This is a genomic window from Paenibacillus sp. J22TS3 (assembly GCF_018403205.1).
Taxonomy (GTDB): domain Bacteria; phylum Bacillota; class Bacilli; order Paenibacillales; family Paenibacillaceae; genus Fontibacillus; species Fontibacillus tuaregi.
The window spans coordinates 1,283,735-1,307,574 of record NZ_BOSF01000001.1; the positions used below are offsets into that span (position 1 = coordinate 1,283,735).

Sequence of the window (23,840 nt, forward strand, 5' to 3'; positions counted from 1 at the left end):
TGTACCCACAATCTGAATCCCGGTCACTTTCTCATCTTCTGCAAACCAAATTGCATATCCCCGGCACCGGGTCAACGCTTGTGCAACGGCCATCTTTACGACGTCTTCTCGATCAGGGACTTGGCGACAAGCTGACGTTGGTGACCGCACCGGCAGGCTTCGGCAAATAGACGCTGATCACGGAGTGGATTCGTCAGCAGCCGTATTCATACGGATGGATTTCTCTGGACGGTCGTGACAACGATCTGGTTCGCTTCATGGAATATCTGATCGCCGCCTTACGTACGATACAACCCGGTCTCTGCGATTCCGTGTTACAGTACATTCAAGAAGCGAGGAACTTCTCCTCCGAAACGGCCATGACCCTCTTAATGAACGAGCTCCAGGCACTGAATCAGGAAATCATCATCATACTTGACGACTATCATGTGATATGCGAGCCGTCCATCCATCATGGGCTGACTTTTTTACTCACGTATCTTCCTCGAAATATGCATATGGTCATAGCAAGCCGTTCCGAACCTCTCAACTGTCTTTGTCGGTGATGCTTGCCAAACGGCAGCTTGTCCGCATTTCAGCGAACGATTTGCGTTTTACGGCTGATGAAATTCGCGAGCTGTTCAAGCTAACGGTTGACAAACGTTTGACGAAGGAAGAACTGGTCTGCCTGGAGCGTAGAACGGAAGGATGGATAGCGGGTTTGCAGAAGGTGAATTTGGAGGTTCCTTTGCGCTTGCTTAGGATGTTGTTCTGAACCTGCAAACGAGCGGTATTACATGAAGCAATATGGAAAGTGACGAAGACGCCATTATGTCCGTCCCTTCCCAAATTAGTCCAATAAACCATCATATGCATCTTTAAGTTCCCCCATTATGGACTGACCGGTTCATTCCTGTTCACCTTATGCTTTCAAAGAACAGTCGCACAACGATTGCAGATCTTTCTCCGTCTATCCTCTTCCCTACAAAAAAACAGATACAACATAGAAACTATCGTTTCTGTCGTTGTATCTGTTAACGTTCTGTCTACTCTTCTTTTTTCTCTAACATCCGAAGCAACATGACCGCCGCTTCTGCACGCGTCGCTGTCACGCTAGGCACGAACTTATTACCCTCACGGCCACTGGAGATGCCAATCGCACGAATCGCTTCCACAGAGCTTTTCGCCCACTGCGGAATCGCTTCATCGTCAGCAAAAACAGTTACGCTGTTGGCCTTGAGCGGTAGTTTGAGCGCTCGAGCGATCATAACCGCCATTTCCGCTCGGGTAATGTGCGCATTCGGACGGAAGCTTCCGTCTTCATATCCATTAATCATTTCTGTCTGTACCGCCTGAGCGACAGCTTGCTTCGCCCATTTGCCGATCTGAGCGTTATCGGTGAACGTTACAGTTGCGCCTTGCTCTTCCAATTGCAAAGCTCCTGTCAGCATCACCGTAAACTCCGCTCGGGTAACAGGATGATTCGGCTTGAACGTTCCGTCCGGATAACCACTGACAATGCCTTTCGCCGCGTCGCGTTTGATGTCGCTTTCCGCCCAGTGTCCGGCGATGTCGGTGAAATGGATGGCCGGTTCCGATGGCTTGGGCGTTTCGCGGCGAATGTTCAACGTATACTCCTTCTTGCTGCCATTCTCCGCCTGTACGATCAACACCAGCTTATTTTCGCCTTCCTCCAGAAGCACTTTCGTTCTGTCCGTGATCACTTTTTCTTTCAAGATCACCTTCGCCGCGGAGTGCGCCGGTTTTACTGCAATCTCGACCTGCTCGGCTTCCGTTCGGGCCGTATAACTTGTCGTACCAGCTGCAAACGATGGGCTGAGTTCCAACTTCTTATCCTTATCCCATACCCTCAATTCTTCAAGATCGGCGTTACTGGATAACGCTCGGCCTCCTGCGGAACCACTGCCTCCGGAACCGCCTCCTCCACTCGAAGATCGGGCTGTTGTTACCTGCTTACTGAGCGGCGCACTCTCGTTACCCTCCGCGTCATAAGCCTTGACTTTGAACATGTACGTCGTATTGCCCGACAGGCTGTCGACTGTGGTTGCATATACCTTCCCGCTTACCGTCATACGCTCCTTGTCATCGACGTAGATCCGGTATCCCGTCACACCGACGTTATCCTTCGCTGTTGGCCATGACAGCTTCACGCTATTTTTCGTGATACCCGATACAGTCAGCTGACTGCCGCTTGGCCATTGTGGTACTTCGGTGTCCGGTTTCGATGGCTGCGGCAGCGTCTTGGCCGATGCGGTCAGTGCCGCACTTTCGTTACCCTCTGGATCGAAAGCCGTGACTCTGAGCGTGTAATTCGTATTGGCCGTTAAGCCAGTGATGGTGGTTAGGTATACGTTCCCGCTTACCGTTGTACGTTCCTTGCCATCGACGTAGATTCGGTAGCCCGCCACAGCAACATTATCCGTCGCACTTGGCCATGTCAGTTTCACGCTCGTTTGCGTCACATCCAAAACCATCAGTTCACTGTCATCCGGCCATTGCGGTGCTTCTGTGTCTGGTTCCGACGGCTGCGGCAATGTCGTAGCCGAAGCGGTCAATGCATCACTTACATTCCCCGCCGCATCAAAAGCCGTGACTTTGAACTTGTAGGATGTACTAGCAGTCAAACCGTTGATCATGATTCCATTTCCACTGCCGCCTACCGTTTTGTACTCGAAGTCATCTACATAAATCCGGTAGCCCGTCACTCCTACGTTATCCGTTGCTCTCGGCCAAGACAGCTTCACGCTCGTTTGCGTCACATCCGAAACCGTCAGTTCACTGTCATCCGACCATTGCGGCGCTTCGGTGTCCGGCTCCGTCGGCTGCGGCAATGTCTTGGCCGAAGTAGTCAATGCCGCGCTTTCATTCCCTGCTTCGTCGTAAGCCGTTACCTTGAACGTATAACTCGTTTCTGCCGTCAGGCCAGTGACGATGATTGCATTTTCGTTCCCGCCTGCCGTTTTGTACTCAACCTCATCTACATAAATTCGGTAGCCGGTCACTCTCACGTTATCCGTCGCGCTTGGCCATGTGAGTTTCACGCTCGTCTGCGTGATATCCGACACGGTCAACTCGCTGCCATCCTGCCATTGCGGCGCTTCGGTATCCGGCTCCGTTGGTTGCGGTATTGTCTTGGCCGAATCGGTCAATGCCTCACTTTCGTTCCACGCCGCATCATAAGCCGTGACTTTGAACGTATAAGTTGTATCTGCTGACAGACCAGTCACGGTGGTCCCATAGACACCGCCGCCTACCGTTTCGCGCTCGGTTCCGTTGACATAGATTCGGTAGCCGGTCACTCCCACGTTATCTGTCGCGTTTGGCCATGAAAGCTTCACGCTCGTTTGCGTAATATCCGACACAATCAGTTCGCTGCCAACCGGCCATTTCGGGGCTTCGGTATCCGACCCAGGCTGCTGATCTGTCGGCGTTACAGGATTCGATTGCGCCGATGGAATCGAGTCTCCCACCCCATTCGTCGCCACTACCGTGAACGTATACGTCGTGCCGTTCGTCAAGCCGGTCATAATGATCGGGCTTGAATCACCGCTCTTTGTACCCGGGGTTGCGATTCCATTCACCCAGGCCGTGACCGTATACTGCAGGATATTGCTGCCTCCATCATCCCCCGGGGCTTCGAAGCTAACCTTCGCTTGACTGTCTCCCGCTTCCGCTAGGACATTGACAGGTTGCCCCGGCACGGCAGGAGCTGAAGATCCAACAGGTGTCGCGATCACCGCGTTTGAAAAGCCGCTTGCTCCATTTGCATTAACAGCTTTCACTGCGAATGCATAGTTCGTGCCGTTCGTCAAGCCGGTGACAGTGTATGTGGTCGCAGTTACATCCTGTTGTAAGAGAGTCCAGTCGTTTGCATTCGATGGTGCTGATGCTCCCTCGTATTTATACACGTTGTAGCTTTGTGCATTTGCTACAGTGCTCCAGTTCAGGGTGACCTGTTTGTCTCCCGCAGCACCTGTCACGTTTTCCGGCGAGGACGGTGCAGGTAGCTGAACTGTATACTGTTCCATCATTGCTTCGCTATCGATCATGCCGTCCTTCACGGCAATGGCCTTGATCGTCATCGCTGCGGTGACTATGATCGGTTCCGTATATTTGGTGCTGCTGTTTGATGGGGTACTGCCATCCAGCGTATAGTAGATCGCTGCGCCATCCGTCGTTGTCGTCAATGTCACCCACGTACCAGGCTCCACTTCCCCTCCCGGCGGACTCGCCACCGGCGGGGCTGTACGCCCAGCGCCGTCAATGACCGTCACGTTGTGGCTGCCGTTATTGGCGACATAGATTTTGTTTGTCACCGGATTCACCGCGATGGCCAAAGGATATGATCCTACCTCCACCGTTGTCGTCGTGTTGCTCGCGCCGTCAATGACCGTCACGTCGTGGCTGTTAAGATTGGCGACATAGATTTTGTTCGTCACCGGATTCACCACGACGGCCGAAGGAGCGGTTCCCGCCTCTACCGTTGTCGGTGTGTTACTCGTGCCGTCAATGACCGTTACGTTGTTGCTGTTAGAATTGGCGACATAGATTTTGTTCGTTACCGGATTCACCGCGATGGCTCGAGGAAGGATTCCCACCTCTACCGTTGTCGTGGTATTGCTCGCGCCGTCAATGACCGTTACGTCGTTGCTGCCATTATTGGCGATATAGATTTTGTTCGTCACCGGATTCACTGCGATGGCCTGAGGAGAGATACCCACCCCTACCGTCTTCCTTGTGTCGTTCGCGCCGTCAAGGACCATCACGTTGTTGGTGCCAAAATTGGTGACATAGATTTCGTTCGTCACCGGATTCACCGCAATGCTCTGAGGACCGGAATATCCGGTGAACAAATCCGTCGTGTCGTTCGCACCGTCAATGACCGTCACGCTGTTGCTGCTAGAATTGACGACATAGATTTTGTTCGTCACCGGATTCACCGCGATGGCTCGAGGAGATCTTCCAACCTCTACCATCTTCGTTGTGTCGTTCATGCCGTCAATGATCGTCACGTTGTTGCTGTAAGAATTGGTGACATAGATTTTGTTCGTCACCGGATTCACCGCGATGTCCGAAGGAAAGGTACCCACTCCTACCGTCTTCGTTGTGCCGTTCGCGCCGTCAATGACCGTCACGTTGTGGCTGCGAAAATTGACGACATAGATTTTGTTCGTCACCGGATTCACCGCGACGGCCTGAGGATTGGTTCCCGCCTCTATGAGATTCAAACTCGTATCTGCAAAAGACGATTGCTGCGCCGAAAAAAACGCTGAAATCAGCAGAACGAATACGAAAATCTTTTGTAGCACTTCAACAGGCCTGCTTCTGCGTGACTCCTCCATTAAGCTGCTCCGTTTCATTTTTGTTTCCCCCTGTTCCTTGTCGCGACTTTTCCCCATTCCAGCCATTCATCCCGGTAACGCTTACCGTCGCTTCTTTGTCTTCGGCTACCGTCACGGGATCGATAGAGAGGACCGGCCCGCCGACACATAGGATGTGTTGGCACGATGGCTATAGTCCGACAAATCGCGCCAGATTTATCTATTCGCAGTTGTGCTTCCGAACAGGGAAAACGCTGCCGTAATGATTATGGCGCATAAAACTATTTTATTTTTAATATGAGTGCATATCTATTCCCCTTGGGGGAAGTTTAGGGGGTATTTTGGTGAGTAATATTCCATTGATGCACCGACAGTGTTTTACTATAATCAATTTATGGAAAACTTCGAAAATGAAAAAAGGACTTCCACTATGTACCCACAATCTGAATCCCGGCCACTTTCTCATCTTCTGCAAACCAAATTGCATATCCCCGGCACCGGGTCAACGCTTGTGCAACGGCCATCTTTACGACGTCTTCTCGATCAGGGACTTGGCGCCAAGCTGACGTTGGTGACCGCACCGGCGGGCTTCGGCAAATCGACGCTGATCACGGAGTGGATTCGTCAGCAGCCGTATTCATACGGATGGATTTCTTTGGACGGGCGTGACAACGATCTGGTTCGCTTCATGGAATATCTGATCGCCGCGTTGCGACCGATACAACCCGGGCTCTGCGATTCCGTGTTGCAGTACATTCAAGAAACGAGGAACCTCTCCGTTGAAACGGCCATGACCCTCTTGATGAACGAGGTCCAGGCACTGAATCAGGAAATCATCATCATACTTGACGACTATCATGTGATTTGCGAGTCGTCCATCCATCATGGGCTGACTTTTTTACTCACGTATCTTCCTCGAAATATGCATATGGTCATAGCAAGCCGTTCCGAACCTCAACTGCCTTTGCCGGCGATGCTTGCCAGACGGCAGCTTGTCCGCATTTCAGCGAACGATTTGCGTTTTACGGCTGACGAAATTCGCGAGCTGTTCGAGCTAACGGTTGAGAAACGTTTGACGAAGGAAGAACTGGCCTGCCTGGAGCGTAGAACGGAAGGATGGATAGCGGGGTTGCAAATGATCCTTCTTTCGGGCGGGGAGTACGGCGTAAGTACGACGGAAACCAACCTCTTCATAGACTCATTCAAGCAGCATCCGTCAGAAGAGGTGGAAGGAGATATTGCCGATTATTTGACGGAAGAAGTGTTGGCCCGACAGTCGCCTGACGTGCAGCAATTTTTGCTCAAGACGGCTGTGCTTGAACGGATGAACGAGTCTTTATGCCGACACATCATCCAGAAGGAAAGCGGCCAGTCGTTGTATGAAGCGGTTCAAGCCGGATTGTTCCTGATTCCGCTGGACCGGGACCGCGTATGGTACAGATATCACCATATGTTCGGTCGTTTGCTCTATAATCGCTTAACCCGTCAGTATGCCGAAATCGTTCCTGAACTGCACCGGCGTGCAAGTGAATGGTTCAGGATCAACGGCTATACTGTGGAAGCGGTCGAACATGCAGTAGCCGCGACCGATTTCAATACGGCTTGCGAGCTTATTGTACAAGAAGCTTCGGAACTGCTCCGTAATGAAATGCATATGCTGTTGCGCTGGTTTGGACAATTTCCCGAGAACTTGCTCACACATAACCCCGCACTCGCTGTTCTGTATGCCTGGTCGCTGGCCACGTTCGATCGACTTGAGGAAGCGGAGGACGTCCTTGATCGCGCGGAGCCGTATCTTGATTCGGGGGAAACTGAACTCCAATCGCTTAACGGCGAAGATATACTCGGCTATTTCGCGGCTATGCGATGCATGATTTGCTTGGGCCGGAACGAGACAGAGAAAGCGGTTGTTTACAACGAAGAGATCATGAGAAGGCTCGGAGGAGTCGGCAATATTTCCGCTGCGTATATCGTGGGCTATAACCATAACGGAGAATCGCTCCTAAGAGGAAGATTCGGATTTTTCGGGGGACTGAAACAAACGTTAGCGATCTATCCTCCCCTTATCGCACGCTGGCAATCGGCACATGACCATTTTTACGGCTACTTGCATACGGCTATTGGAGAGGGTTACTACGAACGAGATGACTTGGCTCAAGCGGAGAAATACGTCAACATAGGAGCATCGGTCGGTTTGAAATGCGAAAATGCCGGTATTTTCGTACCGGCCCTGCTCACAAAGGCTCGCATGAGCCTGGCCCAGGGCGAGCAGGAAGCAGCCTTTGCCCTTGTACAAGAGGTTCGCAATCAGGCGTTTCGGATACATGCCCTTTCGTTTTTGCCGGTTATCGACGCTTTTGAGGCCAGACTGTTCATCTTGACGGGTCAACCCCAGCATGCCGCAAGTTGGGCCGAAAACTGCCGTCTGCAAGTGGATGGATGGATCGATCCTTCCCGTGAGTTTGAGCAAATTACATGGCTGCGCTTACTTGTCGCCTTGGATGATGGAGAAACGGCATACCGTTATGCGGAGCGTTTGGCGCAAGTATACGAGTTGAAAAACCGTAAAGCGGCGGTAGTTGAGATCAGAATCGTTCAGGCGCTCCTTTTGGAAAGGCAAAAAAATCTTTCTGCTGCGGTTAAAAAGCTTGATCAATCCTTGGTCCTAGCTTTCTCCGAAGGCTATATTCGTTTGTTTGCAGACGAGGGAGCAAAACTTTATCGTCTCTTGACCTTATGGAAAAGGCAACGTAGCAGTGTGTCAAAAAGAGCGCAAGACCCTTTATTTCAAGATTACACTGATACGCTTCTTTCCTTTTTTCAAGAGGAAGACGGTGCCTCTCCGCAACATCTGCTTTCCAGGCTCACGAGACAGGAAATGAACGTATTGAAGCTATTGTCACAAGGACTCGCAAATAAAGAGATTGCCGAAGCATTAGGCACCTCTACGGAAACGGTGAAACGACACTGCAAAAATATTTACAAGAAGCTTGCCGTGTCAGGTCGCCATGAAGCTGTTTCCTTTATGAGCGATCACCTAATCGTATAATGCAATTTTATACGTTTAGTCATGTACCAACCTCGATTTAGGGTTTTCATCGTACTCATATAGGGGCAGATTCTATGTACGATGAGCCTCATCTTTGCTTGTAAGTTGAATTTGGAGGCTCTTTTACGCTTGCTTAGGATATTGTTGTGTACCTGCAAACGAGCGGAATCACATGAAGCAATATGTCAAGTGACGAAGGCGCTATGATGTCCCTCCCCAAATTAGTCCAATAGGCCATCATACCTCAGATAACTTATGGGCTGACTGGTTCATTCCTGTTCGCGCCTATGCCCCCAAAGAACAGTCGCACAACGATTGCAGATCTTCCTCCGTCTATCCTCTTCCTTACAAAAAAACAGATACAACATAGAAACTATCGTTTCTGTCGTTGTATCTGTTAACGTTCTGTTTACTCTTCTTTTTTTTCTAACATCCGAAGCAATATGACCGCCTGCTTCTGCACGCGTCGCTGTCTCGTTAGGTACGAACTTATTACCCTCACGGCCACTGGCGATGACAATCGCACGAATCGCTTCTACAGAGCTTTTCGCCCACTGCGGAATCACCTCATCGTCAGCAAAAACAGTTACGCTATTGGTCTTGAGCGGTAGTTTGAGCGCTCGAGCGATCATAACCGCCATTTCCGCTCGGGTAATGTGCGCATTCGGACGGAAGCTTCCGTCTTCATATCCATTAATCATTTCTGTCTGTACCGCCTGAGCGACAGCTTGCTTCGCCCATTTGCCGATCTGATCGTTATCGGTGAACGTTACAATTGCGCCTTGCTCTTCCAATTGCAAAGCGTAATACGAAATTTGGAAAGTTAAACAAAGCTAAAGGAACAAAAAACTATAGCAGTTATTCAGACTACATAAAAAAACATCTGAAGGAAAAATGAAAGTATTTACTTTTAAACAGTTCTTCGTGGTCGATCATTCCATCGGAGCACATTGAAAATAAGTGTTACTGCTAAAGCATAATGTCCACCAGTTGACGGCGTAAGCTGTCCTGCTGATGACGGACAATCTGTCCGACTGGCTTGATAAAAAAGGGGAGAATCATGACAATTCTCCCTGGATGACACGTTTCACCATGTGGTCGTCGATGATCCGATGTCTGTTCTGTGCTCCGTAAATGAGGCAGTGCGTGCAAGCCTTGTTGATCATGCGAGCTGTACCACTTGAAAAACGGTAGATGTCGTCGATCGCAACGTCCGTAAAAATGTCATGCTCCGCACCAGCGTACTTCATATGCCGCTGAATATAAGCACCGGTCTGTGCCCGATCATAATGGGGCAGCTTACGCTGCAGGTCAATACGCTGCCGAATCGCAGCATACGTCTGAAGGTTCAGGCGATCCCACAACTCGTTCTGCCCTACAAGAATGAGCGCCATAGGGCTCTGCGCATCCATCTTGAAGTTAAGTAGGAAGCGTACCTCTTCCAGCATTTCGCGGTCCAGTAGATGGGCCTCGTCAATGACAACAACCGGTTGAAGCCGGTGGATCCCTCGCATGAGCTCGATTTCTCGGTGTAGCTGCCGTTTGGCATCCCCTCGGTAGAACTTCGCCTCACAACCGAGTTGTTCTAGCAATCCCTTATAAAAGTGCCTCGGCGTCAACTTGGAGTCCGATAAGTAGAGTACCTTGTACATGGAAGGATCAAGAACTTCAGTAAAACGGCGAATGGTCGTCGTCTTGCCTGTCCCGCAATCGCCGGTTATAACGGCAAACCATTGCCGTTTGGCGGCGAACTCAAGGCGACCAAGGGTCTCTTCCAAAATGTCCGACTCGTACAGTTCTCTCGTTGGCACATCTCGTGAGAAAGGGGAACACTTCAGTCCATAGAAGGATTCAAACATGGCTGTCCTCCTTATTGACTCGGCGGTAGGTCACGGCAGGAGCCTGCTGTGCCTTGCGGTCCCTACTGCGATCTTCTGCTGCTGCAAGCAGCCTCGACGCCTCGGCTGGCAATTGGTTTAAGTGTTCTGGCAGCGGCGGACGTTTTCCTGCGCGCTCACCGATGGTGAGCTCCCGAACGCGCCACGGCGTATGCCCCTCGTACTCGATCGTCAGTTCTGTTATATCTGCAGGGTCGAACACGACATCTACTGTTTTTCCGATGAACGGGAGACCAACCTCATATTTGCGATCCATGAAGCTGATGCAGCCTGACTTGTCGACCTTACGTGTTTCGCAATGTAAGAAAGCGTTGGCGAGCATATCTGGATCCGCGAAACGAAGCGCTTTCTTGTCGCTACGAAAGGCGGTTTCGGGGCTGCATTTGTTTTCCAGCGCCGAATGTGCCTTGTTCTGATAGCACTCCGAAAGCCACACCCAAAACAGTTCATTTAGCCGATCCAGTGTCTTCGGTTTCTCCAGCGCAGCCTCACTTAGGAACGTGTCGACGACACGATTGAAACGTTCGACTTTACCCGTGGATTCCGGCGAGTAGGGCTTTGCGAACAACAGCCGGACGCCGAGTTTAGAGCAAGCGCGTGTCATCCATTTGGTGCGGTATTGCTTGCCATTGTCGAAGTAAACCGATTCGGGTACGCCGAACTTTTGGATGGCCCGCCGGTAGCAGTCCTCCACGATCGTTTTATCCATGACTGGATAGAACTCACCGTGAAGAACATAACGCGTCGCGTCGTCGATGAACGTGATAAGGAACACTTGCTTCATGGAGCCATTCGGACCAATGGGCAGATACGGCCCATACTTGATGTCTGAATGCCAAAGACGGTTGCGATGGCGCTGTTGAAAACGCCTTGCGGCCACGCCGGATTCAGCATACATTCGCATATGGCGTGTGCTGTAACCACGCTGGGCAAGCTTTTCCTGCAAGGTGCTTCGTTTGATCTCTCCGGGCAGAATTCGGCCTTCCCATTCGAGGATTTGAATGATCTGGGTCACGCTTCTGCCGGGTACCTCGCGGCGCAGCAAAATAGCCTGATCCAAAACCTCCGGTGGGATGGTTGAATCCGACGGTTGTCGACCTTTGCCTTTCGGCATTAGCCCCCCAAATCCCTCATGGCGATACTTCGCCAAATACCGACGAAGTGTCCGCTCGGAAAGCCCTGTCTGCATACAGATCCTTGCCTTTATCTCTCTAGCTTTGGCAGGGTCTAGCCCTTCCGCTAAGAGAGGAGACAGTAGCTGCACACGCTCCGTCGCAATGCCTTCCGCTTTCTTTTGATCCTTCATTTGCTTCGCACCTCACCTTGGTAGACTTCGAGATGAGTCTACCGCAAGGCTAGATGGACAAGAATGCAGAACGGGTATGTACCCAAAGATTTACATTAACCACCGGGCGGACAACTCTTGCCAGCCAACCGTGGGCATCTCCAACGTAGTGTCCGAAAGGGTGATGTGCAGACTGCGAAGGGGTGGACAATTCCTCCACAGGGTTCTGATGAAAGCGAATGGCAATTGACGCCAAGCATCCTAATAAGTACGTGTACTGCTCTTGGAACCAGTTCCTCCAGCGCGCAAGGGTTGCATTGTCCGCTGCTACTGTGGGCAGTATTTCAGGTCCTGAAAGGATTTGCTCGATACACGCCGATTCGTATCGCTTGTACGGCACCACACAATCCGGAAGCTCATGGTGAATCTTCTGGCACTGTGAGCAACGCATCCGACGGATGACAAGCAGGCGGCGTTCCCCTCCCTCACTTGCTACCTTCCGTCTCCGACTACCAATGACACTAAGTTTTACTCCACAACAAGGAGAGGGAACCACTTCTGCACATCGAACGAAAAACGCCCGGTACCTTCTCAACCAGCTCATATTTTGATACAATGACCATGTTGTTTGGGGGATGCATCCCGTGAGCTTGTTACAGCAGGCCCACACCATGGGAGGCATCCTTTTCCTTTTCAGAGATATGGTCATTATATTCAGCAACTCTTGGACAGGCAATCCCGCCAGCAATTGGACATTATGCTTTAGCCGAAACAATAAGAACAGAATCATGTTTCCAAGTTGTAAGCATAGTGTTTTGATTGAAGACTGCCTTCAACTGCAACAACAGTGAAAACAAGGATATCGATGATCCTGGCTTGTATTGAGTAAGCGTAAACAGTCCACAACATCACGGTTGAAGTGATCCAAAACTCAAATTGATGAGATAACGACCCAAGAGGGAGAAGACCTGCTTACAAGTTTCTGACAAATCCACGTGTTGAATGGGAACTGAGGTGATCTGTTTCCACCCCACATTTTATCCTGACAAAAAAACTATCTCCCTACCTGTGAGATCCACAAAAATACTTACAAAAATAACAAGTGCGATAGGCCTGGATGAACTGCCCTCGCACTTGTTGGATTGCTTATTTACCTCTTTCGATCATACGTAGTAATATCACCGCCGCTTCGGCACGAGTTGCCTTTTCGTTCGGCACGAAGCGATTCCCGCCGCGACCATCGACGATGCCAATCCCACGAATCGCTTCCACAGCGCCTTTTGCCCACTGAGAAATCGATTCATCATCAGTAAAACCAGTCACGGTATTGGCATTAAGCGGCAGTTTCAGTGCTCGGGCGATCATGACTGCCATTTCTGCGCGGGTAATCTGCGCATTCGGTTGGAAGCTGCCATCTCCATATCCGCTGACAATGCCCGCTTTTACTGCTTTGGCGACTGTTTGCTTCGCCCATGTTCCGATTTGATCTTGATCGGTGAACGTGAGCGTTGCGCCATCTTCCTCCAACTGCAAGGCACCAAACAGCATTACCGTAAACTCTACCCGGGTGACGGGATGGTTCGGTTTGAACGTTCCATCCGGGTAACCACTTACGATGCCTTTCGCCGCGGCACGCTTGATATTGCTCTCTGCCCAGTGACCAGCGATGTCAGTAAATTCGATAACTGGCTCGGAGCGCTTAGGTGTTTCACGGTAAATGGTGAGCGTGTATTTCTTCTTCGTACCATTCTCCGCTTGTACCGTCAACACAAACGTATTGTCGCCTTCATCCAGATTTGCTTTGGTTCTATCCGTAATGACTTTATCCTTCAGTATCACTTTTGCTGCAGAGTGCGCCTCTTTCGCCACAATCTCGATCTGCTCAGCTTCTGTACGAGCTGTATAACCTGTCGTTCCCGAATCAAATGATGGGCTGAGCTTCAGCTTCTTGCCGCCCACCCATACTTGCAGATCAGCAAGATCAGTGTTACTCGATAGCACGCGCCCACCCCCGGAACCACTACCTGAACCACCTCCTCCACCGCCACTCGATGATCGGGCAGTCGTTGCTTTGGCGCTGAGCGGCTCACTCTCGTTCCCGATCGCATTGAACGCTTTGACGGTAAACGTATAGAAGGTACCTGCTTTAAGACCCGTGACGGTTTGTTCGTACACGCTGCCGGTAACTGTCTGATGTTCCCTGCTGTCGACATAGATGCGGTAAACGATCACCCCGTTGGTATCCTGCGCTTCTGGCCAGGATAGTTTTACGTTTGTTTTGGTGATATCCGAAACCAACAGTTTACTACCACTCGGCCATGTCGGCGATTTGGGATCCGGCACAGATGTCCTGACGACCACTTTCACTTCCGCCGTCAAGCCCTGCGGATTCGACACGTCCTGCGCTAGGTTTCCTGTGAACGTATATTCTCCAGCCGTATTGCCGTTATATGCCGGGTTTCCATCGTCCCACATGACACCAAGGCTTCGGCTAGTTTGATCGCTTAGCGTGACCTGAACCGTTGAAGGCAATGGCAGCGCTGAACGTTCCGTTCCATAGGAAACCTCGATATTCCCGAGCGACTCAACGCTTGATACAACCGGAGGCTTTGCTGGTTTCGGGTGCATGACTACTTTCACTTCCGCCCTCAAACCCTGCGGATTCGACACGTCCTGCGCCAAGGTTCCGGTGAACGTATATTCTCCGGCTGTATTGCCGATATATACAGGGTTTCCACCGTCCCAAGTTACACCAAGGCTTTGGCAAGTTTGATCGCTTAGTGTGACTTGAACCGTAGGTGGCAAAGGCAGAGCTGAACGTTCCGTACCATAGGCTACCTCGATATCGTCGAGAGACTCAACACTTGATACAACTGGAGGCTCTGCTGGTTTCGGGTTAACAATCACTTTCACTTCCACCGTCAAGCCCTGCGGATTCGACACGTCCTGCGCCAAGGTTCCGGTGAACGTATATTCTCCCGCTGCATTGCCATCATACTCCGGAGTTCCATCATCCCACGTTACACCAAGGCTTCGACTACTTTGATCGCTTAGCGTGACTTGAATCGTCGATGGCAATGGCAACGATGAACGTTCCGTGCCGTACGAAACTTCGATGTCATCCTGTGATTCTACGCTTTCCACTACTAGCGGCTCCGCTGGCTTCGGATGAACGATCACCTTCACTTCCGCCGTTAAGTTCTGCGGATTCGATACGTCCTGCGACAGGGTTCCGGTGAACGTATATTCTCCGGCTGTATTACCGTTGTATAACGGGCTCCCTTCGTCCCACGTTACACTAAGATTTCGGTTAGTTTGATCGCTTAACGTGACCTGAACCGTAGGAGAAAATGGCAGTGCTGAACGTTCCGTACCATAGGCTACCTCGATATCGCCGAGAGACTCAACGCTTGATACAACCGGAGGCTCTGCTGATTTTGGGTTCACGACCACTTTCACTTCCGCCGTCAAGCCCTGCGGATTTGACACGTCCTGCGCTAGGTTTCCGGTAAACGTATATTCTCCATCCGTATTGCCGTTATATACCGGGTTTCCATCATCCCACGTTACACCAAGATTTCGAATACTTTGATCGCTTAGCGTTACCTGAACCGTTGAAGGCAATGACAGAGCCGAACGTTCCGTACCCTGGGAAACCTCAATATCGTCGAGAGACTCAACGCTTGATACTACTGGGGGCTCTGTTGGCTTCGGATTCACCTCAAAGCTCACTATTGCACTAGCCGTCTTGAAGTCGTCGATTCCGTTTGTCGTGCCATCATCCTGTACGGTATAAGAAAACCGAGCTGTACCAGCAAATGTCGGATCCAAATCGAACTCTATCTGCCCGTTAACGATGACAACAGTTCCACCAACAGCATTATCAACATTAATAATCGTTAGGGATTGCGATGATTCGTTAGCAGGACCCGCGGAATCATTCATGAGCAAATCCGCAAAGGCAATGACAACTTTGCCGCCTGCTTTCGCCACTTTTGGTAACGTATCATTGACTGCCACTGGCGGATCGTTCACTTCACTGACCGTAATCGAAACATGCGCTGGCGGACTCAATCCCGCTCCAGCGTTATCATGGGTAGCCTGCACCTGGAACGAGAATACGTCACCAGCTGGAGAGTTTGCATCAGCCTCAGGTGTAAACTTTAAGCCAGCGCCACCTTCTGAAGTGGTTATGAAATCTCCACTATGGATTTGAGTCACACCGTTATTCTTGTACAGTGTACCGCCAACAATCGCGCTAATCTTATAATGCATTACATTACCGGACTCTTCCGGATGTGGCGTGATGATGAGCCCGCTTGTACTCTGTGTATCTTCTGCGGTAGAAGCATCGGTAATGACAGGAGCTCTAGCATCCTCTGGAACCCATTTGGCAAATAAAACAACATTTTCTTCTCCGATTGTAACTTGACTATTGACGGCATAATCTTCTCCGCTGCCATCAGCAGCACTATTCCATCCGTCAAAGCGATACCCTTCTCTTTCCAACATTCCTGTATTCCCTAATACCGTTGCTTGCTCCCGCCTCACATACAAATTATCGTCAATGGGGACATTCCCACCACTATGGCCATTTCCATCGTAAACAACACGATTCGTAAATGGCTCAAAAAGATAGCCTTTGTATAGGGAATTGTATTGCACATGTAATTGAGCGGTCGAGTTTGCATGCCCGTAAATCGTTAATTGGGATCCGATATTCGGGAATGAAACACTGCTCAACTGGGTTGTACTTGAAAGAATCCTTACTTCTGATAATTGCATATTACCAGTGAATGCATAGTCATCTATTTTGATCACGCTTTTGGGAAGCGTTACCGCCGTTAATTTATTATAAGCAAATGCATACTGATCTATCTTCGTCATACTATCAGGGATGGTTAAACTAGCTATTTGATTATAGGCAAATGACCATTGACCGACACTTGTGATTCCATTAGGTAGCGTTAGAATTGTAAGTTTGTTGTATCCAAAGGCTTGAAAACCAATATCACTTACACTATCCGGGATGATCAAAGTTGAAAGGGAATTATGAATGAATCCATACTTCCCAATATGTATTAGACTATCCGGTAGTTCTATACTTGTAAGTTTATTATTACCAAATGCATAATCCCCAATCTGTTCTAACCCATTTTGCAATGTTACACTTACAAGATTATTGTATTGAAATGCTTCATCTCCGATACTAACGATAGTATTAGGAAACTCCACGCTTGCGAGGGATTTGTTGTAAAAAGCTTTGTTCCCAATAGCTGTTACATCTCTATTATTCAACTGATTTGGGATAATCACATTCCTTGCTGAACCCTTGTATTTTGTAATCGTAACTGTACCATCCTCGTTTTCACTCCATTCGTAATCCGCTTCATTCGCATAAGCCTCATATCCAACTGAAAGAATAGTAAAGAAAAGTAACAAACTGAATAACCCAAATCGAATGCCACCCCTCACGATGAGTTCATTCCACCTTTCTAAAAAATTAGTACGAAAAAGATATAGAAATAATATTCATCTATTCCGCAATCATCCCATTTAATAATAAATCGACGATTTGGGTCGCTAAATGACCTGCACTACTTAAACCTGGCAATAAACGTGTTTCTGTTAACTGTTCGATCATACTTACTAAACATTCAGCCACAAATTCCATATCCAAGTCACTGCGAAAATAACCAGACTGCTGTTCTTTGACCAAATTATCCCGAACCATGCGAACCATATCCGCTCGAATCTGAGCTCTATTCGGATTGACGAATAATCCAATTCTCGTCAAATCGGGTTCCATCGCCAAAAACTCAAAGAACATTTTCAACTTTGTTTTGATGTGTTCAAAAACATTCTCCTGTTCCATTGCGGAATCTAGTAAGCTATTTTCAATTAATGTCCTCATCCGGTTATGAAAAGCTTGAGTTAGTTCTATAAATATCGCTTCTTTACTAGAGAAATATAGATAGAATGCAGGCTGAGTAAGTCCGGCTGCGGCTACAATATCACTGATTTTAGTATCATGATAGCCTCTTCTAGAAAACTCAGAGGCAGCTAATGTAAGCAACCGAGCTTTACTTGCTTTTCCTTTCTCCTTACTTGACTTTACCATCCAATCTTCCTTTCTATAACTTACTCATAAGTAATGTTACTACATAGTAAGTTTATTGAAAAGTATTTTTTCTATCGCGTACTAATGCATTCAACTCATAATCCTAAGAGATCCTCTATTCAAACTACAGCAACAGCTCAAGCGTATTCGTTGCTTGAGCTCTAATTGAACAGGTCAATGTAGTGTCCGATTGAAATTTTCTTACAATCAGTCAAAACAATAAAACGGCAGCTCTGCCGTTTCAATAGTTTGTATGAATGATGGACGGGATATAGAAAGATCCATAAGCAACTGAATGAAGAATTGTTGAAGCATATTTTCCTCTCGGATGGGAACAAATTAATTTCTTAGGTGAATACAAGTTTGATATCAAACAAATCGCAACACTGAAAGGGCTACGTCCACTTAAACGGCCTTCACGAGAAGAATAAAAACAAGCCGGATTTCCTTAGCATACGGAAATTCCGGCTTGTTTGACCAATTATTCGCTTAGCGTATGTTTTCGTTTTGTTGGCGGGACCCCTAATTAAGGCTATGTGTTCTATATCAATCGTGCTGCACTCTGGTTTTTTTCATGTCTGAACGTTTCATACGACTGATGTCCTTAACGCGATAAAACCGCCATAAAGTTTTTACTTCCATGAGCTCCCGACCTATTTCTCGGGAGCTTTGTTTTTAGGAATGATGAATCTTATTCGGGGAGATTTTCGGTAATAACCCTATCGTAAGAGTCATTCAGAACTTTTGCTGCGATCCCCCATGTCATTCTCAAGATAAGACATGGTAATGGCTTGACCACTCATTAGCAACGTAGTGAACACAACCTTTACACAGTGTAAGTCCCCAATTTTGACTTTTTTGTGACCAATGGTTCAAAAAATAAAAACGGGAACGTTATCATCCGAAATACCTACTATTAAAAATTTTAATTAATTTTGACAGGAGGTTGCTTTTGTGTGGACAACTTCCCATTTACTTAATGAGGAGGTGTAACATTATGGAAAAACAGCAAAGCGCAATTATCGCAATTGAAAAAGGTTTTAGTAGTTATGTTAATTCATGCCTTAGTCGAGCCAGTCGTGATTATTTCAGAAGACTCAAAAGAGAATACCAACGACTGGTACCCTATGAAGAACATGTTCCGAAGCTCTCTCTTACTTGCAGTATTGTTGTATGCCCTTTCATTTATGTCGAAAAACGAATCAGTCTGGAACAGGCCATGCAAATTTTAAGTCCTTCCGAGAGACAAATGCTATACTTGAAATTTTATTGGGAAAGAACCGACAGGGAAATTGCCCGTATGTTTGGAGTAACCAGACAGGCTGTAACAAAATCGAAAATCAATTTGTTAATCAAGCTTAAAAGTCTTATGGATTGTTAAGCAAGAACACATAAGGTGTCGCGCTCCTCCTAAACATCTCGAGATTAAGACTTACTAAAAAAGGAGGAGCATGGAATGCGTGAAATCATGGAACTGATTCAGTTGGCCCAGCAGGGCGATCAACAAGCAGAAGCCGAGCTTATCGAGCGCTATGAGCCTCTGATTAACAAATACTCTCGCTATTATGGTGTGATCAATGAAGACTGCAAGCAACAACTTATCATTGAATTTATTTTGGCGGTTCGCCGTTTTGATCTTGATCGTTACAAGGATTAGAGAACGGCCGAGCTTTAGAACGTTTATGTTCTATCGCTCGGCTTTTCTTGATTAGCGTTTTATCCTGATGCCCCGCAAATACAAACTTTCCTCGCAACTTTATAAAAATATTTATTGCTAAGGTTGCCTTTCTAAGTGAATCCTCCTATTTATTTTGTAGGAGATGCAAAAAACTTTGGTCTCCAATATCCACTTGATCATTGACAATACCATATGCATACTTCAAGTACTTTTCTTTTGCATCCGTTAAAAAACGGAAAGCGACTGGACGGAAGCGCGAAGACTGCTAGTTCTTACTGGCAAGAGCGATACCTTCTGGCTCCAAATCAACCTGTGGTGGGTTGAATCGCCATGATGTGCAAGAGGGATAATGATACTTCTGCCCGGCCAGCGTCACTGCATTGGGGGCAGCCCGCTCGGACGAGGGGGAGTCTCTGTGAAGAACCGGAGCTATGATGCCGCATAACCAACGGCAGCTTGAAATGTGCTTATTTTAAGGAAAACACAATTTGATCAGATCTCTTTATGTTCACCGCCTAACGATGATTTATACATAACTTTGTAGAGAGGAGATTGCGATGTTGTACAATTCATTCGATACATTGAGTCAAAAAGAAACATATGATTTGCTGTTTCAAAATTATCCGGATGTAGTCAATGTTGTTCAAATGTGCGAAATGTTGGGCGGCATTAGCACCAAAACAGCCTATAAACTGTTGAGAGCTAATAAAATTGAACATTTCAAAATTGGCAGAGCTTATAAAATACCGAAGATTAACATTCTCCTCTATCTCCAACATATGACTCAACATTATTCCACTTCACACTGTAACGCTTTAGTGCATTGAATTACTTATTGTACTATGTTACACTAGAATCGTCAATGGTAGGAGATAGGGCTGCTATATCAAGGAGGGACATGGATTGGTAGCAGGCCACCTACAGGAGAAGAAAGGTTATTTCTACATCGTCTTAAATTATAAGGATGAGCTCGGTAAAAGGAAAAATAAGTGGATCTCCACCGGATTGCCCGTGAAAGGTAATAAGAAAAAAGCCGAAGCATTGCTTGTTGAAGCTCGTAAAAATTTTGAATCCCCTCAGCAAGCAGATAAAGAAAACCTGTTGTTCTCAGACTTCATGCTTCAATGGCTGGAAATGATGAAGCACCAGATTGAAATCACTACTTATGCTTCCTATTCACATGCTGTAAAAAGCAGGATTGCGCCCTACTTCAAAGAAACAGGAATTTTGCTTAAAGAACTGCAACCAAAGCACATCCAGGAATTTTATCGATATAAGTTAGAAGTACGCGGCGTTACAGCGAATACAGTGATTCATTACCACGCTAACATTCGTAAAGCACTTCAATACGCGTTCAAAACCGATCTTATTCCGTCGAATCCCGCTGACAAAGTGGAACGCCCGAAAAAAAATAAATTCGTCGGCAGTTTCTATGACAAAGAAGAAATGAACAAGCTGTTTGAAGCAGTTAAAGGCGATCCAATTGAATTAGCGGTATTGCTCGCTGCATTCTACGGGCTGCGTCGAAGCGAAGTGGTTGGGTTAAAGTGGGATGCGATTGATTTCAAAAATAAAACTATCACCATTCAGCATACGGTGATTGAAGTATCCGTTGAAGGAAAATATATTACCGTGGAGAAAGATCGCACCAAAAACAAATCGAGCCATCGTTCCTTGCCACTAGTTGTCGCATTCGAAGAATTGTTACTGCAAATAAAGGAACAACAAGAACGAGATAGGTACCAGTATAAAAATTCTTACTGTACCGACTATCTTGATTATATTTATCTGGACAAGTTGGGGCATCGAATCAAGCCGGGATATATCACACAGCATTTTCCGCTTGTTCTCGAAAGACATAAATTGCGGCGGATTCGTTATCATGATCTGCGACATAGTTGCGCTAGTCTTCTTCTAGCTAACGGAGTGAGCATGAAAGAAATTCAAGACTGGCTGGGGCATAGCGATTTTTCAACAACCGCTAACATATATGCCCATCTGGATGTCAGTACGAAAATTACTTCCGCTCATGCAATGAGCGAATGCTTACAGCTTTAAAAAAACAAAAAGTTCCTTGGGTTAGTTATATCCCAAAGAACATCACTTATTAATTATGGTGCTGGTGAAGGGACTTGAACCCCCACTCCGTCGCCGGAAGCGGATTTTGAGTCCGCCGCGTCTGCCATTCCGCCACACCAGCATATTATAAAGGTCTCCATCTCTTCCCTAGATAAAGGAGAGAACTACAGGAGAGAACTTGAAAACAAAACTTCAGAGAAATACAGTAATACCAAGGCTTTAGCGGTAATATCCTCGACTGACGAAAGCGATTTTGAGTCGAGCGCGTCTGCCATTCCGCCACGCCGGCATATGCAACTATAAGAAAATGGCGCGCCCTAAGAGATTCGAACTCCTGACCTTTTGATTCGTAGTCAAACGCTCTATCCAGCTGAGCTAAGGGCGCACATTATGGAGCGGACGACGGGAATCGAACCCGCGACCCTCGCCTTGGCAAGGCGATGCTCTACCGCTGAGCCACGTCCGCATATTTGGTGCGCGTGGAGGGACTTGAACCCCCACGTCAAAGACGCTAGATCCTAAGTCTAGTGCGTCTGCCAATTCCGCCACACGCGCACATGTCTTACATACCTACCCTCTTATACTGGGTAAATGGTGAGCCATGAAGGACTCGAACCTTCGACACCCTGATTAAAAGTCAGGTGCTCTACCAACTGAGCTAATGGCTCTCAATAAAGAGAAATGAATCATCTTATTATCAAGAATGTTAAATGGCGGAGCCGACGGGATTCGAACCCGCGGTCTCCTGCGTGACAGGCAGGCATGTTAGGCCTCTACACCACGGCTCCACACTAGGTAAAGATGGGATCCCCGAAAAAAATTGAAATAAGCTTCAAAGTTTCTCATCACTTTTTGGGGATTATTGCGGGGGCAGGATTTGAACCTGCGGCCTTCGGGTTATGAGCCCGACGAGCTACCGGGCTGCTCCACCCCGCGTCAGTATTATATATTCTCTTGGAATAAGTGGTGGAGGCTGAGGGGATCGAACCCCCGACCCTCTGCTTGTAAGGCAGATGCTCTCCCAGCTGAGCTAAGCCTCCAGAATATTAATGAAAGTGGTGACCCGTAGGGGATTCGAACCCCTGTTACCTCCGTGAAAGGGAGGTGTCTTAACCCCTTGACCAACGGGCCATAATAAAATCCAAGCTGATAGTAAAGATCAGCCTGGACTAATCTGTATAAATGGCTCCCCGAACAGGACTCGAACCTGTGACAACTCGATTAACAGTCGAGTGCTCTACCAACTGAGCTATCAGGGAATATGTATGCTTGGCGGCGTCCTACTCTCCCAGGACCCTGCGGTCCAAGTACCATCGGCGCTGGAGGGCTTAACGGTCGTGTTCGGGATGGGTACGCGTGGAACCCCTCCGCCATCGCCACCAAACATGATTTTTCCGAGTCATCACTCTCTGAGTTATCTCAGGTGAATCGCTGACTTCAGAAAATCTAATTCAGGTTTCAGCATCGCCAAATGCTGAAAGCTACTTTCTTCTAGCCGAAGACTTGCTTCGGAATAGAAATGAGGTTTGCTCCCTGAAAACTAGATACGAAACGAACTTGCGTATTAGATTGTAGCCTTCCCCGTTGTTCTCGGGGCCCCCGCAAAGTACTCGGAATCCGCATCGAAGCGATTCTTCACTTTGTGGGGTTCTTTTTGGATAAGCCCTCGACCGATTAGTACTGGTCAGCTCCATGCATTGCTGCACTTCCACCTCCAGCCTATCTACCTCGTCGTCTTCAAGGGGTCTTACATATTGGGAAATCTCATCTTGAGGGGGGCTTCACGCTTAGATGCTTTCAGCGCTTATCCCTTCCGCACTTAGCTACCCAGCTGTGCTCCTGGCGGAACAACTGGTGCACCAGCGGTGCGTCCATCCCGGTCCTCTCGTACTAAGGACAGCTCCTCTCAAATTTCCTACGCCCACGACAGATAGGGACCGAACTGTCTCACGACGTTCTGAACCCAGCTCGCGTACCGCTTTAATGGGCGAACAGCCCAACCCTTGGGACCTACTTCAGCCCCAGGATGCGATGAGCCGACATCGAGGTGCCAAACCTCCCCGTCGATGTGGACTCTTGGGGGAGATAAGCCTGTTATCCCCAGGGTAGCTTTTATCCGTTGAGCGATGGCCCTTCCATGCGGTACCACCGGATCACTAAGCCCGACTTTCGTCCCTGCTCGACTTGTCAGTCTCGCAGTCAAGCTCCCTTATGCCTTTGCACTCTTCGAATGATTTCCAACCATTCTGAGGGAACCTTGGGGCGCCTCCGTTACGCTTTAGGAGGCGACCGCCCCAGTCAAACTGCCCACCTGACACGGTCCCCGTACCGGGTTACGGTACTAGGTTAGAACTCCGATACGATCAGGGTGGTATCCCAACGGTGCCTCCACCGAAGCTGGCGCTCCGG

General features: G+C 48.3%; 13 protein-coding genes, 10 tRNA genes and 2 rRNA genes. 5 read left to right on the forward strand and 20 right to left on the reverse strand.

Annotated features, from left to right (window positions below):
- Nucleotides 1-525: 525 nt before the first annotated feature.
- On the reverse strand, nt 526-855 hold the full coding sequence (locus KJS63_RS05710) for a hypothetical protein (protein WP_213618265.1): 330 nt from the start codon (nt 853-855) through the stop codon (nt 526-528).
- A gap of 170 nt (nt 856-1,025) precedes the next feature.
- Nucleotides 1,026-5,360 (reverse strand): fibronectin type III domain-containing protein, encoded by a 4,335-nt coding sequence (locus KJS63_RS05715; RefSeq protein WP_213618266.1) that lies wholly within the window; start codon nt 5,358-5,360, stop codon nt 1,026-1,028.
- Between the two features lie 391 nt (nt 5,361-5,751).
- Between KJS63_RS05715 and KJS63_RS05720 the strand changes: the two genes are divergently transcribed.
- Entirely contained in the window at nt 5,752-8,370 is a 2,619-nt protein-coding gene (locus KJS63_RS05720) for a winged helix-turn-helix domain-containing protein (protein WP_213618267.1), read from the forward strand.
- A gap of 269 nt (nt 8,371-8,639) precedes the next feature.
- Here the strand turns inward: KJS63_RS05720 and KJS63_RS05725 are convergent, their stop codons facing one another.
- The 6 genes from KJS63_RS05725 to KJS63_RS05745 all read right to left on the reverse strand — a co-directional run bounded on the left by KJS63_RS05725 (nt 8,640) and on the right by KJS63_RS05745 (nt 17,674).
- Nucleotides 8,640-9,164, reverse strand: coding sequence for an S-layer homology domain-containing protein (locus KJS63_RS05725; protein WP_213618268.1), 525 nt, complete (start codon nt 9,162-9,164; stop codon nt 8,640-8,642).
- Nucleotides 9,165-9,428: 264 nt separating this feature from the next.
- Nucleotides 9,429-10,229: an ExeA family protein gene (locus KJS63_RS05730; RefSeq protein ID WP_213618269.1), complete on the reverse strand. Its 801-nt coding sequence runs from the start codon at nt 10,227-10,229 to the stop codon at nt 9,429-9,431.
- Nucleotides 10,222-11,574, reverse strand: coding sequence for a DDE-type integrase/transposase/recombinase (locus KJS63_RS05735; RefSeq protein WP_213618270.1), 1,353 nt, complete (start codon nt 11,572-11,574; stop codon nt 10,222-10,224). The genes KJS63_RS05730 and KJS63_RS05735 overlap by 8 nt, the downstream gene beginning before the upstream one ends.
- 49 nt (nt 11,575-11,623) lie before the next feature.
- On the reverse strand, nt 11,624-12,343 hold the full coding sequence (locus tag KJS63_RS26125; protein ID WP_306432881.1) for a DUF6431 domain-containing protein: 720 nt from the start codon (nt 12,341-12,343) through the stop codon (nt 11,624-11,626).
- 356 nt (nt 12,344-12,699) lie between these two features.
- Nucleotides 12,700-17,028, reverse strand: a complete 4,329-nt coding sequence (locus KJS63_RS05740) for an Ig-like domain-containing protein (RefSeq protein WP_213618271.1) — start codon at nt 17,026-17,028, stop codon at nt 12,700-12,702.
- 61 nt (nt 17,029-17,089) lie between these two features.
- The gene (locus KJS63_RS05745; protein ID WP_213618272.1) at nt 17,090-17,674 is read right to left on the reverse strand and encodes a TetR/AcrR family transcriptional regulator; all 585 of its coding nucleotides are present in this window, start codon (nt 17,672-17,674) and stop codon (nt 17,090-17,092) included.
- Nucleotides 17,675-18,671: 997 nt separating this feature from the next.
- Between KJS63_RS05745 and KJS63_RS05750 the strand changes: the two genes are divergently transcribed.
- The 4 genes from KJS63_RS05750 to KJS63_RS05765 all read left to right on the forward strand — a co-directional run bounded on the left by KJS63_RS05750 (nt 18,672) and on the right by KJS63_RS05765 (nt 21,410).
- Nucleotides 18,672-19,055 carry a sigma factor-like helix-turn-helix DNA-binding protein gene (locus KJS63_RS05750; RefSeq protein ID WP_213618273.1) on the forward strand — a complete coding sequence of 128 codons (384 nt, stop codon included), beginning with the start codon at nt 18,672-18,674 and terminating at the stop codon, nt 19,053-19,055.
- A 75-nt stretch (nt 19,056-19,130) separates the two neighbouring features.
- Nucleotides 19,131-19,331: a helix-turn-helix domain-containing protein gene (locus tag KJS63_RS05755; protein WP_163859579.1), complete on the forward strand. Its 201-nt coding sequence runs from the start codon at nt 19,131-19,133 to the stop codon at nt 19,329-19,331.
- Between the two features lie 668 nt (nt 19,332-19,999).
- Complete coding sequence (locus tag KJS63_RS26130; RefSeq protein ID WP_280520790.1) at nt 20,000-20,179, forward strand: helix-turn-helix domain-containing protein; 180 nt, start codon at nt 20,000-20,002, stop codon at nt 20,177-20,179.
- A 76-nt stretch (nt 20,180-20,255) separates the two neighbouring features.
- Nucleotides 20,256-21,410, forward strand: coding sequence for a tyrosine-type recombinase/integrase (locus KJS63_RS05765; RefSeq protein WP_213618274.1), 1,155 nt, complete (start codon nt 20,256-20,258; stop codon nt 21,408-21,410).
- 56 nt (nt 21,411-21,466) lie between these two features.
- Here the strand turns inward: KJS63_RS05765 and KJS63_RS05770 are convergent.
- The 12 genes from KJS63_RS05770 to KJS63_RS05825 form a co-directional block, all read right to left on the reverse strand.
- Nucleotides 21,467-21,552 (reverse strand) — tRNA-Leu (locus KJS63_RS05770).
- A gap of 187 nt (nt 21,553-21,739) precedes the next feature.
- Nucleotides 21,740-21,816, reverse strand: a tRNA-Arg gene (locus KJS63_RS05775).
- Between the two features lie 6 nt (nt 21,817-21,822).
- Nucleotides 21,823-21,897 (reverse strand) — tRNA-Gly (locus tag KJS63_RS05780).
- 5 nt (nt 21,898-21,902) lie between these two features.
- Nucleotides 21,903-21,986: transfer RNA gene (locus KJS63_RS05785), tRNA-Leu, on the reverse strand.
- Between the two features lie 37 nt (nt 21,987-22,023).
- Nucleotides 22,024-22,099 (reverse strand) — tRNA-Lys (locus KJS63_RS05790).
- Nucleotides 22,100-22,142: 43 nt separating this feature from the next.
- A tRNA-Asp gene (locus KJS63_RS05795) sits at nt 22,143-22,219 on the reverse strand.
- Nucleotides 22,220-22,293: 74 nt separating this feature from the next.
- A tRNA-Met gene (locus KJS63_RS05800) sits at nt 22,294-22,367 on the reverse strand.
- A 28-nt stretch (nt 22,368-22,395) separates the two neighbouring features.
- Nucleotides 22,396-22,471, reverse strand: a tRNA-Val gene (locus KJS63_RS05805).
- 16 nt (nt 22,472-22,487) lie between these two features.
- Nucleotides 22,488-22,562: transfer RNA gene (locus KJS63_RS05810), tRNA-Glu, on the reverse strand.
- Between the two features lie 52 nt (nt 22,563-22,614).
- A tRNA-Asn gene (locus tag KJS63_RS05815) sits at nt 22,615-22,690 on the reverse strand.
- Nucleotides 22,691-22,698: 8 nt separating this feature from the next.
- Nucleotides 22,699-22,815: ribosomal RNA gene (gene rrf, locus KJS63_RS05820) — 5S ribosomal RNA — on the reverse strand.
- Nucleotides 22,816-23,085: 270 nt separating this feature from the next.
- Nucleotides 23,086-23,840, reverse strand: a 23S ribosomal RNA gene (locus KJS63_RS05825); the annotation flags it as partial.